Raw genomic sequence first — 15,071 nt, forward strand, 5'->3', positions numbered from 1 at the left:
GCGGGCCTCCCCGACTGCGTTAACGGCCTGACCAGCCCACCAACATATGAGCAAGAGCGTCAACTTTCGCTCGTCACTGCATAGAATCGACCTCATGAAGCTCGAACTTCGAGGCATTACGAAGAGATTCGGTGCCCTGGTCGCAAACGACCATATTGACCTCACCGTCGAGGCCGGAGAAATCCACGCGCTGCTGGGCGAAAACGGCGCAGGCAAATCCACCTTGATGAACGTCCTCTACGGCCTGTACCGGGCCGAGGAAGGCGAGATCCTGCTCGACGACGTCGTGCAGCACTTCAACGGTCCCGGTGACGCCATGGCGGCAGGTATCGGCATGGTGCACCAGCACTTCATGCTCATCCCGGTGTTCACGGTGGCCGAGAACGTCATGCTCGGGCATGAGGAGACCAAGGCCGGCGGGCGCCTCGACCTTCCCGCGGCCCGCAAGCATGTGCGGGAGATCTCCCAGCGCTTCGGGTTCGACGTCGATCCGGACGCGCTCGTCGAGGACCTCCCCGTGGGTGTGCAGCAGCGGGTCGAAATCATCAAGGCGCTCTCCCGTGACGCCAAGGTGCTCGTCTTCGACGAGCCCACCGCCGTGCTCACACCGGCGGAAACCGATGAGTTGATGGTCATCATGCGCCAGCTCAAGGCGAGCGGAACCTCCATCGTCTTCATCACGCACAAGCTGCGCGAGGTGCGCGAAGTCGCCGACCGGATCACCGTCATCCGTCTCGGCAAGGTCGTCGGCGAGGCGTCCCCGACCGCGTCCAACGTCGAGCTGGCCACCCAGATGGTGGGCCGCGCGGTCGACCTCACGGTGGACAAGGCGCCGGCCGTGCCGGGTGCTGCGGCACTGGCCGTTCGTGGCCTCACGGTGCTCGACCAGTTCGGCCAGATCCTGGTGAACAACGTCAGCTTCGAGGTGCATACGGGCGAGATCCTCGCCATCGCCGGAGTGCAGGGCAACGGCCAGACCGCCCTGACCGAAGCGTTGATGGGCCTGCAGACCCGGGTCACCGGCGAAATCACCCTGGACGGCAAGTCACTGCGCGGACACTCGGTACGCCAGGTGCTCGACGCCGGCGTCGGATTCGTGCCTGAGGACCGCAACGAAGACGGTCTGGTCGGAGAGTTCACCATCGCGGAGAACCTCATGCTCGACCGCTCGAATGCGGAGCCCTTCGTCAAGCGCTGGAACGTGCAGCGTGCCTTCCTCTCCGCGTTCGCGGAGAAGAAGGTGAAGGAGTTCGACGTGCGGGCCCAGGGCATCGAGACCCCGGTCGGCAAGCTCTCCGGCGGCAACCAGCAGAAGGTTGTGCTGGCGCGCGAACTCGGCCGCGACCTGCGCCTGTTCATCGCAGCCCAGCCCACCCGCGGGCTCGACGTCGGCTCGGTGGAATTCGTGCACGAACGCATCGTGGCCACCCGGGATGCCGGCACACCCGTGATCGTCATCTCGACCGAGCTTGACGAGGTGGCCGCCCTTGCGGACCGGATCATGGTCATGTACCGCGGCCGCATCGTGGGCATCGTTCCCGGCGACACGCCGCGTGCCGTTCTTGGTTTGATGATGGCCGGCGAAACGCCCGCCGGAGAAGGAGCTGCCGCGTGAGCGCGACACAGGGTCCCCCCACCGCGACGGGAACGCCGGCCACGCCGGTCCCCGAGCAACCGTCCCGCTGGAACCAGGCGTTCCGCGAGATCACCACCGGCAACGCGATCATCTCCGTGCTCGCCGTCGTGCTCGCGCTGTTCGTCGGCGGCATCATGATCGCCTTCACCAACGACGGCGTGCAGGAAGCGGCGGGTTACTTCTTCTCCCGGCCGGGCGACCTGCTGCGCGAAGTCTGGTATTCCGTGTCCGGCGCCTACTCCGCGCTGTTCCAGGGCTCGGTCTACAACTTCCGCCGGGACTCGTTCGCTGCCGGCATCAAGCCGCTGACCGAGACGCTCACCTTCGCGACCCCGCTGATCATGGCCGGGCTCGGCGTGGCGCTGGGCTTCCGGGTGGGCATGTTCAACATCGGCGGCCGCGGCCAGATGCTGATCGCAGCCGCCCTCGGCGGCTGGGTCGGCTTCGCGGTCGACCTGCCCTACGGCCTGCACATGGTCGCCGCACTCGTGGCGGGTGTGCTCGGCGGCGCCCTCTGGGGCGGCATCGTTGGCCTGCTCAAGGCTCGCACCGGCGCCCACGAGGTGATCACCACGATCATGCTCAACTATGTGGCGTTCTACCTGGTCAGCTACCTGCTGCGTGAAGGCTTCCTGAAGACGCCCGGATCGAACAACCCGAAGAGCCCGGCCACGAAGGTCACCGCGGTCTTCCCTGACCTCCTCGGCCCGACGTACACCCTGCACTTCGGCTTCATCCTCGCTATCGCAGCCACGATCTTCACCTGGTGGCTGCTGTCCCGCTCGAACCTGGGCTTCCAGTTCCGGGCCGTGGGCCTGAACCCCCACGCCGCTCGCGTCGCGGGCATCAGCGTCAAGCGCATCTACGTCTACGCGATGCTGTTCTCCGGCGGCCTGATCGGCCTGGCCGGCATCAACCAGGTGCTGGGCACCACGACCAGCGGGTTCGGCGCCGGGCTCGACTCCGGCATCGGCTTCGACGCGATCACGGTCGCCCTGCTGGGCCGTTCCAAGCCCTGGGGCGTGTTCGCGGCCGGCATCCTCTTCGGCGCGTTCAAGGCCGGCGGCTTCTCGATGCAGGCGGCCGAGGGTGTGCCGATCGACATCGTTCTCGTCGTGCAGTCCCTGATCGTGCTCTTCATCGCGGCCCCGCCGCTCGTGCGGGCCATCTTCCGCCTGCCTGCCCCGGGTTCCGCGCCCCGCCGTGCACTGCCCAACGTTACCCAGGAGGTGGCTGCAAAGTGAGCACCGTTGCTCCGGCCGTCCAGCCCGCATCACCCGCCGCCGACCACCGGCCCGAGTTCGAGGTCGTGACGAGCTGGAAGGCTCCCATCGCCCTCGGCATCTTCACCGTCGTCGCGTTCCTGCTGTTCGTGGCCTTCGGCCGCGAGGGCATCAGCACGCTGCGGCTCTCCACCTCGAGCGACCTGATCCAGCTCCCCGACCTGGAACTGCCCACCCTGGTGACCGGCATCGTGATCAGCGTGCTGCTGCTCCTGATCACGGGTGTGAGCGTCTGGATGGTGCGCTCCAAGCGCCGGGTGCCGATCTGGCTCATCTCCGTCTTCGCGGTGCTGTTCCTGATCGGCTTCCTGGTCTGGGCCGCCGCGGGCGAGACCATCCCGGTTCCCGGGCTGCTCTTCGGTTCGCTCAGCCTGGCCGTTCCCCTGATCTTCGGTGCCCTCGGCGGTGTCATCTCCGAGCGGGTCGGCGTGGTCAACATCGCGATCGAGGGCCAGCTGCTCGCCGGTGCGTTCACCTCCGCCATGGTGGCGTCCCTCACGAACCAGCCCCTCCTCGGCCTGGTCGCGGCCATGTTCGCCGGTGTCCTCGTCTCCATGGTGCTCGCGTCGTTCTCGATCAAGTACTTCGTCGACCAGGTCATCGTCGGTGTCGTCCTCAACGTGCTCGTGATCGGCGTCACCGGCTTCCTCTACTCCCAGGTGATGGCCCCCAACGCGGAACTGCTCAACCAGCCGCCGCGGTTCGAGCGCATCAACATCCCGCTGCTGAGCGAGATCCCGATCATCGGCCCGGTTCTGTTCCGGCAGACCCTGATCGTCTACATCATGTACGTGGCCGTCGCCGTGGTCTACTACGGCCTCTTCCACACCCGGTGGGGCCTGCGCCTGCGCAGCGTGGGCGAGCACCCCCAGGCCGCCGACACGGTGGGCATCAACGTCGCCCGCACCCGCTTCTGGAATGTGTCGCTCGCCGGCGCGATCGTCGGACTCGGCGGCGCCTACTTCACCCTCGGCTCGGTGGGCGCATTCGGCAAGGAGATGACCGCCGGAGCCGGCTTCATCGCCCTGGCCGCCGTGATCTTCGGCCGCTGGGATCCGATCCGGGCCACGCTGGCCGCACTGCTGTTCGGGTTCGCGAGCAACCTGCAGAACGTGCTCAGCGTCATCGGCTCACCCGTGCCGAGCGAATTCATGCTCATGCTGCCGTACGTGATCACCATCGCCGCCGTGGCCGGGTTCGTCGGAACGTCCCGGGGACCCGCGGCATCCGGCAAGCCGTACATCAAATCGTGAGCATCATGACACCGGATACCCTGCCCCAGCCTGCTGCCATCGACTGGGCCGGGCTGCGCGAAGCGGCCACGGCAGCGATGGGCAAGGCCTACGTGCCGTACTCGAAGTTCCCGGTCGGCGCGGCCGCGCTGGTGAGCGACGGGCGTGTGATCAGCGGATGCAACGTGGAGAACGCCTCCTACGGGCTCACCCTCTGCGCCGAGTGCGCCCTCGTCTCCGTGCTGCACCTCACCGGCGGGGGCCGGCTCGTCGCGTTCACCTGCGTCGACGGGAACGGCCGCACGCTGATGCCCTGCGGCCGCTGCCGCCAGCTGTTGTACGAACACTCCGCGCCCGGCATGTTGCTGGAGACCGTGTCGGGTGTGCGCACCATCGATGAAGTGCTGCCGGACGCCTTCGGGCCCCGGCAGCTCGCCGAATACCAGGAAGAGTAGCTGTGAGCACCAACCAGAACCGTATCGAAGCCTTCGACGCCGTGGACCTGATCCACGCCAAGCGCGATCGGGGTGAGCTCAGCACGCCGCAGATCGACTGGCTGATCGACGCCTACACGCGCGGCTATGTCGGCGACGAGCAGATGGCCGCCATGACCATGGCGATCTTCCTGAACGGCATGAACCGCCGGGAGATCAAGGACCTCACCATGGCCATGCTCAACAGCGGTGAGCGGATGAGCTTCGCCGGCCTGGGCAAGCCGACCACCGACAAGCACTCCACCGGTGGTGTCGGCGACAAGATCACCCTTCCCCTGATGCCCCTCGTGGCCGTCTTCGGCGCGGCCGTGCCGCAGCTGTCCGGCCGCGGCCTCGGCCACACCGGCGGCACCCTCGACAAGCTCGAGTCCATCCCCGGCTGGCGCGCGCACCTCACCAATGAGGAGATGTTCGCCCAGCTGCAGGAATTCGGCGGCGTCATCTGTGCCGCCGGCGGCGGACTCGCCCCGGCCGACGGCAAGCTCTACGCGCTGCGCGACATCACCGGCACCGTCGAGGCGATCCCCCTGATCGCGTCGTCGATCATGTCGAAGAAGATCGCCGAAGGCACCGGAGCCCTCGTCCTGGACGTGAAGTTCGGGTCGGGCGCCTTCCTGAAGGACATCGACCGCTCCCGCGAGCTGGCCCGCACCATGGTCGCGCTCGGCGAGGATGCCGGGGTGGCGACATCCGCCCTGCTCACCAACATGAACGTTCCGCTCGGACGCGCCATCGGCAATGCCAACGAGGTGCGCGAATCGGTCGAGGTTCTCGCCGGCGGCGGACCGGCGGATGTCGTCGAACTCACCGTGGCCCTCGCCCAGGAGATGCTCGCGCTGGTGGGCATCGTCGACGTCGATGTCGCATCCGCCCTCACCGACGGTCGTGCCATGGACAAGTGGCGCGAGGTGATCCGGGCGCAGGGCGGCGACCCCGACGCCCCACTGCCCGTGGCCCGCGAAACCCATGTCGTCACGGCCGAACGCGATGGCGTGCTGGTCGAGCAGCAGGCGCTGCCGTTCGGCATCGGCGCCTGGCGCCTCGGCGCCGGCCGGGCCCGCAAGCAGGACCCGGTGCAGCACGCGGCCGGCATCGACCTGCACGCCAAGCCCGGCGACACCGTGCGCGCCGGCCAACCCCTGTTCACCCTCAGCGCCGACGAGCCCGAGCGCTTCGCGCGGGCCCTGGAAGCGGTGGAGGGTGCCTACCGCATCGGCGACCCCGGCGAGCCCGTGCTCGACGGCGGCCCGCTGATCGCCGAGCGTATCGGGCGCTGACCCGACGGTTACCCCGGCCCGTATATCCCGAACGGATGTGCGGGCCGGGGTTGGCCAATCAGCGTGACTCCCAGCACCCAGCCGGTAGATTAGGGGGGTGAACATGATCCCTGAGGATTACCTGCTGCCTGGTGCCGGCACGAGCATCAACGCCCTGCCGAAGATCTCCCTGCATGACCACCTCGACGGCGGCCTGCGCCCGCAGACGATCATCGAACTGGCCGACTCGGTCGGGCTGGCGCTGCCGTCGACGGATGCCCAGGCGCTGGGCGCCTGGTTCAGCACCCAGGCCGATTCCGGCAGCCTGGTCGACTACCTCAAGACCTTCGAGCTGACCTGCGGTGTCATGCAGACGCGCGAGGGTCTGGTGCGGGTGGCCCGCGAATTCGTGGAGGACCTCGCCGCCGACGGCGTGATCTACGGCGAGATCCGCTGGGCTCCCGAGCAGCACCTCACCCGCGGCCTCACCCTCGACCAGACCGTCGAGGCCGTGCAGGAAGGCCTCGAGGCCGGCGTCGCCCTCGTCGCGGCGGGCGGGTCCCGCATCCGGGTCAGTCAGCTGATCACGGCCATGCGGCACGCCGACCGCAGCCTGGAGATCGCGGAGCTCGCCGTTCGCCACCGTTCCACCGGGGTCGTCGGCTTCGACATCGCCGGCGCCGAACTGGGGTTCCCGGCGCACAACCACAGGGACGCGTTCGACTTCCTCGCCAAGGCCTTCCTGCCCGTCACCGTGCACGCCGGCGAGGCAGACGGCCTGGAGAGCATCCGCGGCGCGCTCTACGACGGCCGGGCGCTGCGCCTGGGCCACGGTGTGCGCCTGGCCGAAGACGTGCTCATCGGCCGGGAAGACGAGGAGAACACCTACGTCACGCTCGGTCCGGTGGCGCAGTGGGTGCGCGACCGCGAGATCGCCCTCGAGCTCAGCCCGTCCTCCAACCTGCAGACCGGTGCGATCGCGGCCTGGGGCGATGACTTGCTCGACCACCCCTTCGACCTGCTCTACCAGCTCGGCTTCCGGGTCACCGTGAACACCGACAACCGGTTGATGAGCAACACCACCCTGACCAAGGAGCTGGCGCTGCTCAGCGACGCGTTCGGCTACGACATCGACGACCTCGAAGTGTTCCAGCTCAACGCGGCCCAGTCGGCGTTCCTGCCGTTGGACGACCGCGAAGAGCTGGCGGACGCCATCGTCGCCGGCTTCGAAAGCGCCTGAGCGTCTCGCCCAGGCTGACCTCCCCAACCCCGTGAAAGTACCCATGCCCCTTCCGCCACTGCCCGCCGAAGCCATCGCGATCGGCATCCACGTCGATGATTGGCGCGGCGCGGTGACCGCCGCCGGTGACGCCCTCGAGCGCTCCGGCGCCACGGCTCCCGAATACACCCAGCGTATGATCGCGGTCATCGAAGAGTTCGGCGCCTACGTGGTCATCGCCCCCGGGCTGGCCCTCGCGCACGCGCGGCCCGGCCCCGATGTGCACTCCGAGGGTCTGAGCATCGTGACCCTGGCCGACCCGGTCGCGTTCGGGCATCCGCACAACGACCCGGTCAGTGTCGTGCTCGGGCTCGCGGTGACCAGCTCCGACGAGCACGTGCTGCTCGTCGCCGAACTCGCGAACGTGTTCAACGACCCTCACGTCATCCCGTCGCTCGCCGCGGCAACGGATGTCGACGCCATCCGTTCTCTGCTGGGCGTGCAGGCCGCAACCACCGAGGAGCCCTCATGAAGATCGTCGCCCTCTGCGGAGTGGGAGTGGGAACCTCCGCCATCCTCAAGATCAACGCCGAGCGTGCACTGGCGCGCCTCGACATCGAGGCCGAAGTGACGGCCACCGACATCGCCGGCGTGAGCACCGTCGGCGCGGATGCCCAGGTCATCCTGACCTCGTCCGAACTGGTCGGGTCGATCGGCAAGACCAACGCCGACATCGTCGTGATCGACAACTACTTCGACGTGGACGAGCTCGCAGCCAAGCTCGAAACCGCCCTGGGCTGACGCCCCGCGGCCAAGCTCGAAACCGCTCTGGCTGACGCCCCGCGGCCAAGCTCGAAACCGCCCTGGCGCAGCTCCGCCTCACCCGCGCCGGGCCCGTGACTCACACGCGAAAGTGCCCGTTCCGGTCGAGAGTGCCCGCTCTAGCGGGCACTCTCGACCGGAACGGGCACGGTGACGACGGTGGGAATCGACCGCGGGGCTACTTGATCAGGTCGCGCATGCCCCGGTCGAGTTCCGCAAGGGTGGCCTCGGCGGCGGCCCGGCGCTCAGCGACCGTGCCGACGGTGCTGCTCGTGTCCAGGTACACCTTGAGCTTGGGCTCGGTACCGCTCGGGCGCACCATCACGCGTGAGCCGTCGGCCAGCCGGATCCGCAGCACGTCGCTGGGCGGGAGACCGTTGAACCCGGCCGAGAGGTCGTCGATGTGATCGACGGCCAGAGTGCCGACGAAGGCCGGCGGAGTCGCGCGCAGCCGTGCCATCACGCGTTCGATCTCGGTCAGGTCGGTCACCCGCACGGAGATCTGACCCGACGCGAAGTGGCCGAACCGGGCGCTGAACCGGTCGAGGTGCTCGGCCAGCGTGACACCCTCGGACTTCAGGTCGCTGACCAGGGAGAGCAGGGCAACGGCGGCGGAGATGCCGTCCTTGTCGCGCACCGTGACGGGGTTCACGAGATAGCCGAGGGCCTCCTCGAAACCGAAGATCAGGCCGGGCGCGCGCGACACCCACTTGAAGCCGGTCAGGGTGTCGGTGAACCGGAGCCCGTAGGCCTTCGCCACGGCCTCCAGGGCGGGGGTGGAGACGATGGAGCAGGCGAGGGTGCCCGTCGCGCCGCCGTCACCGCTGACCTGCGCGGCGAGCTCCGCAGCGCGCCAGCCGAGGATGGCGCCGACCTCGTTGCCGGAGAGGCGTCGGTACCCGCTGGGTGAACCCTCGTCGGGGATCGCGATCGCGAGGCGATCGGCGTCGGGGTCGTTGGCGATGATCAGCTCGGCGCCGGCCTCCCGGGCCGTCTCGTAGGAGAGGTCCATCGCGCCGGGTTCCTCGGGGTTGGGGAAGGAGACCGTCGGGAACGCGGCATCCGGTGCGATCTGGGCGTCGACGAGCGTGGGCAGGTCGAAGCCGGCGGACTCCAGAACGCGGCGGGTGGTGTCCCAGCCCACGCCGTGCAGGGCCGTGTAGACGGTGGTGACCTGCGCACGGGGGCGATGGGCCAGGCTCGCGGTCTCGTCGATGTAGGCCTGCACGACCGACTCGGGGGCGGTCTCGTAGGCAGCCCGCGGCAGGTCGGGTACGCGCTCCTCCGCGGCGACGCGCAGGATCTCCGCCGCGATGGAGGCATCGTCGGGGGAGACGATCTGCGAACCCTGGTTGGCTCCGCCCAGGTAGACCTTGTAACCGTTGTCGTTGGGCGGGTTGTGCGACGCGGTGACCATGATGCCGGCGCCGACGTCGAGGTGGCGCACGGCGAACGCGAGTACGGGAGTCGGCAGCAGGCGGGGGAGCAGGATGGCGCGCACGCCGGCTCCGGCCATGATCGCGGCGGAGTCCGTGGCGAAGACGTGTGAGTTCTTCCGACCGTCGTAGCCGATGACGACCGACGGGACGCGGCCCGGTGCGGTGTTTTTGATCAGGAACGCGGCGAGCCCGGCGGCAGCCTGGCTGACGAGGACCCGGTTCATCCGGTTGGAGCCGGCGGCGATGGCGCCGCGCAGCCCGGCCGTGCCGAAGGCAAGACGTTCGTCGAACCGGGCGTGCAGCTCCGCGAGCGCCGCGGCATCGTTGTCGGCGGCCCCGCGCAGCAGCAGGCGCAGTTCGGCCTGCGTTTCGGGGTCCGGGTCCTGGCTCAGCCAGGCGTTGGCCACGGCGATCACGGGCGCGGCCGCATCCGTGGCTGGGGCGTCTGCCTGCGGGTCCACGGTCACGGTGTCGATCACCATGGTGTCGGAAAGAACGTCGGGGAGGACGTCCGTGACGGGGGGCGAGTCTTCGGCGGACGAGTGCCGGCCGCGTGCGGGGGCGGCATCCGTGCCGGTGTTCTCCGTGCCCGTGTTCTCCGTGCCGGTGTTCTCCGTGCCCGTGTTCTCCGGGCCGGTGCTGTCGATGCTCACAGTGCGGCCACGATCCGGGCCAGCAGTGCGCTGATGACGGGCTCGGCGAGCTTGCCGGCCTCGAGCACCTCCGAGTGGCTGAGCGGCTCCTGCTGGATGCCGGCTGCGAGGTTGGTGATCAGCGACAGGCCGAGGACCTCCATGCCGGACTGGCGGGCGGCGATCGCCTCGAGCGCCGTCGACATGCCCACGATGTGGCCGCCGATGACCTTGGCCATCTGCACCTCGGCGGGCGTCTCGTAGTGCGGGCCGCGGAACTGGCAGTACACGCCCTCGTCGAGCGACGGGTCGATGGTGCGCGCCAGGTCGCGCAGGCGGCGCGAGTACAGGTCGGTCAGGTCGACGAACGTGGCACCCTCGAGAGGAGAGTCGGCCGTCAGGTTGAGGTGGTCGCTGATCAGCACGGGGGTGCCGGGCGTCCAGGTCTCACGGATGCCGCCGGCACCGTTGGTGAGGATCATGGCCGTCGCGCCGGTGGCGGCGGCGGTGCGCACGCTGTGCACGACTCGGCGAACGCCGTGGCCCTCGTAATAATGTGTGCGGGCGCCGATCACAAGTGCGCGCTTGCCGCTGGGCAGCAGCACCGAGCGCAGCGTTCCGGCATGGCCGGCCAGGGCGGGCGCGCTGAAACCGGTGATGTACTGCGCGTCGAGGGTGTGCGTGGTCTCGCCGATCAAATCGGCGGCCTTGCCCCATCCGCTGCCCAGAGTGAGGGCGATATCGTGGCGGGCTACGCCCGTGGCCTCGGCGATCTCAGCAGCAGCGGTCCGTGCAACTTCGAACGGGTCCGTTTCTGGCGCGTCGAGCGGGTTAATGTCGGTCTTCAGCATGCAACCACTCTAATTGCCCACCCATTTCGGAGACGTTCCGTTGATCAATTCGACGGAGAATCTGCAAACGAGCAGCCGAAAAGGGGTGCGAACGTCAATTTTCGGCAGAATCTCCGTCGAATTGGTGCGCTGGAGGCAGGCGGGGCGCTCGGGGTTTGGCGGCGGGTGCGCGGGGCGGGAGAATGTCACCATGGCCTACGACTTCGAACGCAAGCAGCGCATCGCTATCCTCGGCGGAGGTCCCGGCGGTTACGAGGCGGCCCTGGCCGGCGCCCAGCAGGGCGCCGAGGTCACCCTGGTCGAGCGCGTCGGCGTCGGCGGCTCCGCCGTGATCACGGATGTCGTCCCCTCCAAGTCCCTGATCGCCACGGCTGAAGCCACCAACTCGATCCACGACGCCACCGAGCTGGGCGTGCAGCTGTTCGTGCGCGGGGAGAAGGGCAAGCCCGCCCGGCCCGAGGTGGCCATCAACCTGGCCGCGGTCAATAAGCGGCTCCTGGCCCTGGCCCGGCAGCAGTCCGAGGACATGAAAGCCACCCTGATGCGCGCGGGTGTGAACCTCGTGCACGGTCACGGCCGGCTCGACGGCGCGAACGGTGTGATCGTGGCCACCGCCGAGGACGGCTCCGGCATCGACTTCGACCGGATCGAGGCCGACACGATCGTGATCTCCGTCGGGGCGACCCCGCGCATCCTGCCCACCGCCATCCCCGACGGCGAGCGCATCCTCAGCTGGACCGAGCTGTACAACCTGCGCGCGGTGCCCGAACACCTCATCGTCGTCGGCTCCGGTGTGACCGGGGCCGAGTTCGCCTCCGCCTACCGGGCGCTCGGCGCCAAGGTCACGCTGATCTCCAGCCGCGACCAGGTGCTGCCCGGCGAGGACGCCGACGCCGCCGCCGTGATCGAGAACGTCTTCAAACGCAACGGCATGGTCGTGCTCAGCAAGTCCCGCGCCCAGTCCGTCGTGCGCACGGAGACCGGCGTGCTCGCCACCCTGTCCGACGGTCGCACGGTCGAGGGCAGCCACTGCCTGATCGCGGTAGGGTCGGTGCCCAACACCACGGGGCTCGGTCTCGAGGAGGCCGGCGTGCAGCTGACCGAATCCGGCCACATCCGGGTCAACCGGGTGGCGCGCACGTCGATGCCGAGCATCTACGCGGCCGGGGACTGCACGACCGAGCTGCCGCTGGCATCCGTCGCCTCGATGATGGGGCGCACTGCCGTGTTCCACGCCATGGGCGACGCCGTCAACCCGATCGAGATCCGCAACGTGGCGGCGAACATCTTCACACAGCCGGAGATCGCCACGGTCGGTTGGAGCCAGAAGCAGATCGAAGACGGCCTCACCCGCGGCAGCATCTACAAGCTGCCGCTCGCCTCGAACCCGCGCGCCAAGATGATGGGCATCAAGGACGGCTTCGTGAAGCTGTTCGCGACCACCACCACCGGTACCGTCATCGGCGGCGTGATCGTGGCCCCGAAGGCCAGCGAGCTGGTCTTCCCGCTCGCCCTGGCCGTGGAGCACCGCCTCACGGTCGACGAGGTCGCGCGGGCGTTCCCGGTCTACCCGTCACTGACGCATTCGATCACGGATGCCGCGCGCGCCATGCACATCGTGCTCTGACCCTGCAACGCGGGGTCAGGCGTCAGGCAGTGACGACGACGTCGGCGTCGACGACGGCCATCAGCACGAAACCGGACGCCACGGTCGCACCGATGATCGCGCCGATGTTGCCGACCACGCCGTCTTTGTGAGCGGTCAGCGGCTGCTCCATCTTCATGGCCTCGAGCACGAGCAACAGATCACCCTTGACGACCAGGTCGCCCTCGGCGACGGCCAGTTTCACGATCGTCGCCTGCATGGGGGCGTGCACGGCATCACCGGTGGCCGCGCTGACGGCATGCGAGCCGGTGCGGCGCCGCGGTGCGGGGCCGGCCGTGTTCTCACCGGCCGTGCCGGGCAGCAGCCGAACCGGCAGGCTGACCTCGATCCGGCGTCCCTCCACCTCGACGACGACGTTGTGGCGCTTGGCCGGCCCGGTCAACTCTTCCGGTGACCCGTTCCAGGGCTCGATGTCGTTGACGAACTCGGTTTCGATCCACCGGGTGTAAATAGAGAACGGTTCGCCGTTCGCCGGCGCGAACGCGGGGTCGCGCACAATCCGGCGGTGGAAGGGGAGCACGGTGGGCAGCCCCGCGACCTCGAACTCGTCCAGGGCCCGGCGGGAACGCTCCAGCGCCTCCTCGCGGGTGGCACCGGTCACGATGAGCTTCGCGAGCAGGGAGTCGAAGGAGCCGGAGATGACGTCGCCGGCCGTGACGCCGCTGTCCACGCGCACGCCGGGGCCGCCGGCGGGCTTGAAGACGTGCACGGGCCCGGGGGCCGGCATGAAGCCGCGGCCGGCGTCCTCGCCGTTGATGCGGAACTCGAAGGAGTGCCCGATGGGCTCCGGGTCGTCGTAGTCGAGGCGGCCGCCTTCGGCCAGGCGGAACTGCTCGCGCACCAGGTCGATGCCGGTCACTTCCTCCGACACCGGATGTTCGACCTGCAGCCGGGTGTTCACCTCCAGGAACGAGACGGTGCCGTCCTGGCCGATCAGGAATTCGCAGGTGCCGGCGCCGACGTAGCCGACCTCCGCCAGGATCGCCTTGGAGGCGCGGTACATCTCACTGCGCTGCGCGTCGGTGAGGAACGGCGCGGGGGCCTCCTCGACCAGCTTCTGGTGGCGGCGCTGCAGCGAGCAGTCGCGGGTGGAGACCACCACCACGGTGCCGTCGGCGTCCGCGAGGCACTGGGTCTCGACGTGACGCGGCTTGTCCAGGTACTTCTCCACGAAGCACTCGCCGCGACCGAACGCGGCGACGGCCTCCCGGGTGGCGGAGTCGAAGAGCTCGGGAACCTCCTCGCGGGTGCGGGCGACCTTGAGGCCGCGTCCGCCGCCGCCGAAGGCCGCCTTGATCGCGACCGGCAGACCGTGGAGGTCGACGAAGTCGAGCACCTCCGCGGCATCCGCGACGGGGTTGAGGGTGCCGGGCGCCATCGGCGCGTTCACCTTCTCGGCCACGTGCCGGGCGGACACCTTGTCGCCCAGTTTTTCGATGGCGTCGGGGGAGGGGCCGATCCAGATCAGGCCGGCGCCGATCACGGCGCGGGCGAAGTCGGCGTTCTCCGCGAGGAACCCGTAGCCGGGGTGCACGGCATCGGCGCCGGACCGTCGGGCCACGGAAAGCAGCTTCTCGATGACGAGGTAGGTGTCCGCGCTCGTCGTTCCGTCCAGGCCGTAGGCCTCGTCGGCCAGATGCGAATGCATCGAGTCGCGGTCCTGGTCGGCGTAGACGGCAACCGAGAGGATGCCGCTGTCTTTTGCGGCTCGGATCACCCGGACGGCGATTTCGCCCCGGTTTGCGATGAGGACCTTCGTTATTGGGGGCACAGTGCCCTAGCTTATGGGTCAGAGCCGCAGGCTTTTTGGTTCTGTCCCACAAAAACGCGGGCGAGAAAGGTGCGGATGCCTACAATCGGGCTCGAAAACCGGCGGTCAGTTAGTCGTTGCCGCGGTTCCACAGGCTCGGCCACGCGTGACCGAGCCCGGTCACGAGCCGGCGCAACGTCGGCAGCGACAGGCCGACCACGGTCGACGGATCCCCGCTGATATGCGTGATGAACGGCGCGCCGAGGCTGTCGATGGTGAAGGCACCCGCCACGAACAGGGGCTCGCCGGTGGCGATATAGGCGTCGAGTTCCTCGTCGTCGATGTCGTCGGCGAAGGTGACGTCGGCCACGGCCACGGCGCCGACAGAGCGCCCGGCGACACCGTCGGCGTGGTCGATCAGCCAGTGGCCGGAATAGAGCTGTCCGGTGCGACCGCGCTGCAGCTGCCAACGCTCGCGGGCCTTGGCGCTGGTGTGCGGCTTGCCGTAGATGACATCGTCGATCACGAAGACCGAATCGCCGCCGAGCACCAGGCCGTCGACGATGTCGCCGCTGCCGGTCAGTGCGCGGGACACGGCCTCGGCCTTGGCCCGCGCGAGCAGTTCCACAACCCGGTGCGGTGTGAGCGGTGCTCCGGCGGCCCGGGCGGCCTCGCCCGCGACGGCGTCCTCGTCGACGTCCGGGGCGACCGTGACGGGCTCGATCCCGGCCGTGCGCAGCAGCATCAACCGGGCCGGAGACGTGGACGCCAGGTACAAGCGCATGGGTTTC

13 protein-coding genes are annotated in these 15,071 nt (G+C 68.9%); 9 read left to right on the top strand and 4 right to left on the bottom strand.

The genetic code is table 11. The annotated features are described in order from the left end of the window. Positions 1–94 precede the first annotated feature (94 nt). The 8 genes from AC0J5J_RS12630 (at position 95) to AC0J5J_RS12665 (ending at position 7,921) form a co-directional block, all read left to right on the top strand. Complete coding sequence (locus tag AC0J5J_RS12630; protein WP_134424804.1) at positions 95–1,615, top strand: ABC transporter ATP-binding protein; 1,521 nt, start codon at positions 95–97, stop codon at positions 1,613–1,615. Then, positions 1,612–2,880 carry an ABC transporter permease gene (locus tag AC0J5J_RS12635; protein ID WP_174722414.1) on the top strand — a complete coding sequence of 423 codons (1,269 nt, stop codon included), beginning with the start codon at positions 1,612–1,614 and terminating at the stop codon, positions 2,878–2,880. The genes AC0J5J_RS12630 and AC0J5J_RS12635 overlap by 4 nt, the downstream gene beginning before the upstream one ends. After that, positions 2,877–4,172 (top strand): ABC transporter permease, encoded by a 1,296-nt coding sequence (locus tag AC0J5J_RS12640; RefSeq protein WP_134424805.1) that lies wholly within the window; start codon positions 2,877–2,879, stop codon positions 4,170–4,172. The genes AC0J5J_RS12635 and AC0J5J_RS12640 overlap by 4 nt, the downstream gene beginning before the upstream one ends. Before the next feature lie 5 nt (positions 4,173–4,177). Beyond that, positions 4,178–4,606: a cytidine deaminase gene (locus tag AC0J5J_RS12645; protein WP_474898310.1), complete on the top strand. Its 429-nt coding sequence runs from the start codon at positions 4,178–4,180 to the stop codon at positions 4,604–4,606. 2 nt (positions 4,607–4,608) lie between these two features. Beyond that, the gene (locus AC0J5J_RS12650) at positions 4,609–5,922 is read left to right on the top strand and encodes a thymidine phosphorylase (protein WP_134424807.1); all 1,314 of its coding nucleotides are present in this window, start codon (positions 4,609–4,611) and stop codon (positions 5,920–5,922) included. A 103-nt stretch (positions 5,923–6,025) separates the two neighbouring features. After that, positions 6,026–7,141, top strand: coding sequence for an adenosine deaminase (locus AC0J5J_RS12655; RefSeq protein ID WP_134424878.1), 1,116 nt, complete (start codon positions 6,026–6,028; stop codon positions 7,139–7,141). 43 nt (positions 7,142–7,184) lie between these two features. Then, complete coding sequence (locus AC0J5J_RS12660; protein ID WP_134424808.1) at positions 7,185–7,652, top strand: PTS sugar transporter subunit IIA; 468 nt, start codon at positions 7,185–7,187, stop codon at positions 7,650–7,652. Continuing rightward, positions 7,649–7,921, top strand: coding sequence for a PTS sugar transporter subunit IIB (locus tag AC0J5J_RS12665; RefSeq protein WP_134424809.1), 273 nt, complete (start codon positions 7,649–7,651; stop codon positions 7,919–7,921). Before AC0J5J_RS12660 ends, AC0J5J_RS12665 begins: the two co-directional genes overlap by 4 nt. A 199-nt stretch (positions 7,922–8,120) precedes the next feature. Here the strand turns inward: AC0J5J_RS12665 and AC0J5J_RS12670 are convergent, their stop codons facing one another. Both AC0J5J_RS12670 and AC0J5J_RS12675 read right to left on the bottom strand, forming a co-directional pair. Further along, positions 8,121–9,863 (bottom strand): phospho-sugar mutase, encoded by a 1,743-nt coding sequence (locus tag AC0J5J_RS12670; protein ID WP_474900232.1) that lies wholly within the window; start codon positions 9,861–9,863, stop codon positions 8,121–8,123. Between the two features lie 167 nt (positions 9,864–10,030). Further along, positions 10,031–10,864, bottom strand: a complete 834-nt coding sequence (locus tag AC0J5J_RS12675; RefSeq protein WP_474898312.1) for a purine-nucleoside phosphorylase — start codon at positions 10,862–10,864, stop codon at positions 10,031–10,033. A gap of 190 nt (positions 10,865–11,054) precedes the next feature. Here AC0J5J_RS12675 and AC0J5J_RS12680 point away from each other — a divergent pair, with 190 nt between their 5' ends. Then, positions 11,055–12,491 (top strand): NAD(P)H-quinone dehydrogenase, encoded by a 1,437-nt coding sequence (locus tag AC0J5J_RS12680; protein WP_474898314.1) that lies wholly within the window; start codon positions 11,055–11,057, stop codon positions 12,489–12,491. A 22-nt stretch (positions 12,492–12,513) separates the two neighbouring features. Here the strand turns inward: AC0J5J_RS12680 and AC0J5J_RS12685 are convergent, their stop codons facing one another. Next, on the bottom strand, positions 12,514–14,301 hold the full coding sequence (locus AC0J5J_RS12685) for an acetyl/propionyl/methylcrotonyl-CoA carboxylase subunit alpha (protein WP_474898316.1): 1,788 nt from the start codon (positions 14,299–14,301) through the stop codon (positions 12,514–12,516). 109 nt (positions 14,302–14,410) lie between these two features. Continuing rightward, complete coding sequence (locus AC0J5J_RS12690) at positions 14,411–15,064, bottom strand: Maf family protein (protein ID WP_474898317.1); 654 nt, start codon at positions 15,062–15,064, stop codon at positions 14,411–14,413. Positions 15,065–15,071 lie beyond the last annotated feature (7 nt).

The sequence above is a fragment of the Cryobacterium sp. TS_SC_7 genome, assembly GCF_056156285.1.

Excerpts from the sequence above, each read along its gene's own strand:
- AC0J5J_RS12630 (WP_134424804.1), top strand. The coding sequence starts at position 95 with ATGAAGCTCGAACTTCGAGGCATTACGAAGAGATTCGGTGCCCTGGTC.
- AC0J5J_RS12645 (WP_474898310.1), top strand. The coding sequence starts at position 4,178 with ATGACACCGGATACCCTGCCCCAGCCTGCTGCCATCGACTGGGCCGGG.
- AC0J5J_RS12655 (WP_134424878.1), top strand. The coding sequence starts at position 6,026 with ATGATCCCTGAGGATTACCTGCTGCCTGGTGCCGGCACGAGCATCAAC.
- AC0J5J_RS12660 (WP_134424808.1), top strand. The coding sequence starts at position 7,185 with ATGCCCCTTCCGCCACTGCCCGCCGAAGCCATCGCGATCGGCATCCAC.
- AC0J5J_RS12665 (WP_134424809.1), top strand. The coding sequence starts at position 7,649 with ATGAAGATCGTCGCCCTCTGCGGAGTGGGAGTGGGAACCTCCGCCATC.
- AC0J5J_RS12670 (WP_474900232.1), bottom strand. The coding sequence starts at position 9,863 with ATGGTGATCGACACCGTGACCGTGGACCCGCAGGCAGACGCCCCAGCC.
- AC0J5J_RS12675 (WP_474898312.1), bottom strand. The coding sequence starts at position 10,864 with ATGCTGAAGACCGACATTAACCCGCTCGACGCGCCAGAAACGGACCCG.
- AC0J5J_RS12680 (WP_474898314.1), top strand. The coding sequence starts at position 11,055 with ATGGCCTACGACTTCGAACGCAAGCAGCGCATCGCTATCCTCGGCGGA.
- AC0J5J_RS12690 (WP_474898317.1), bottom strand. The coding sequence starts at position 15,064 with ATGCGCTTGTACCTGGCGTCCACGTCTCCGGCCCGGTTGATGCTGCTG.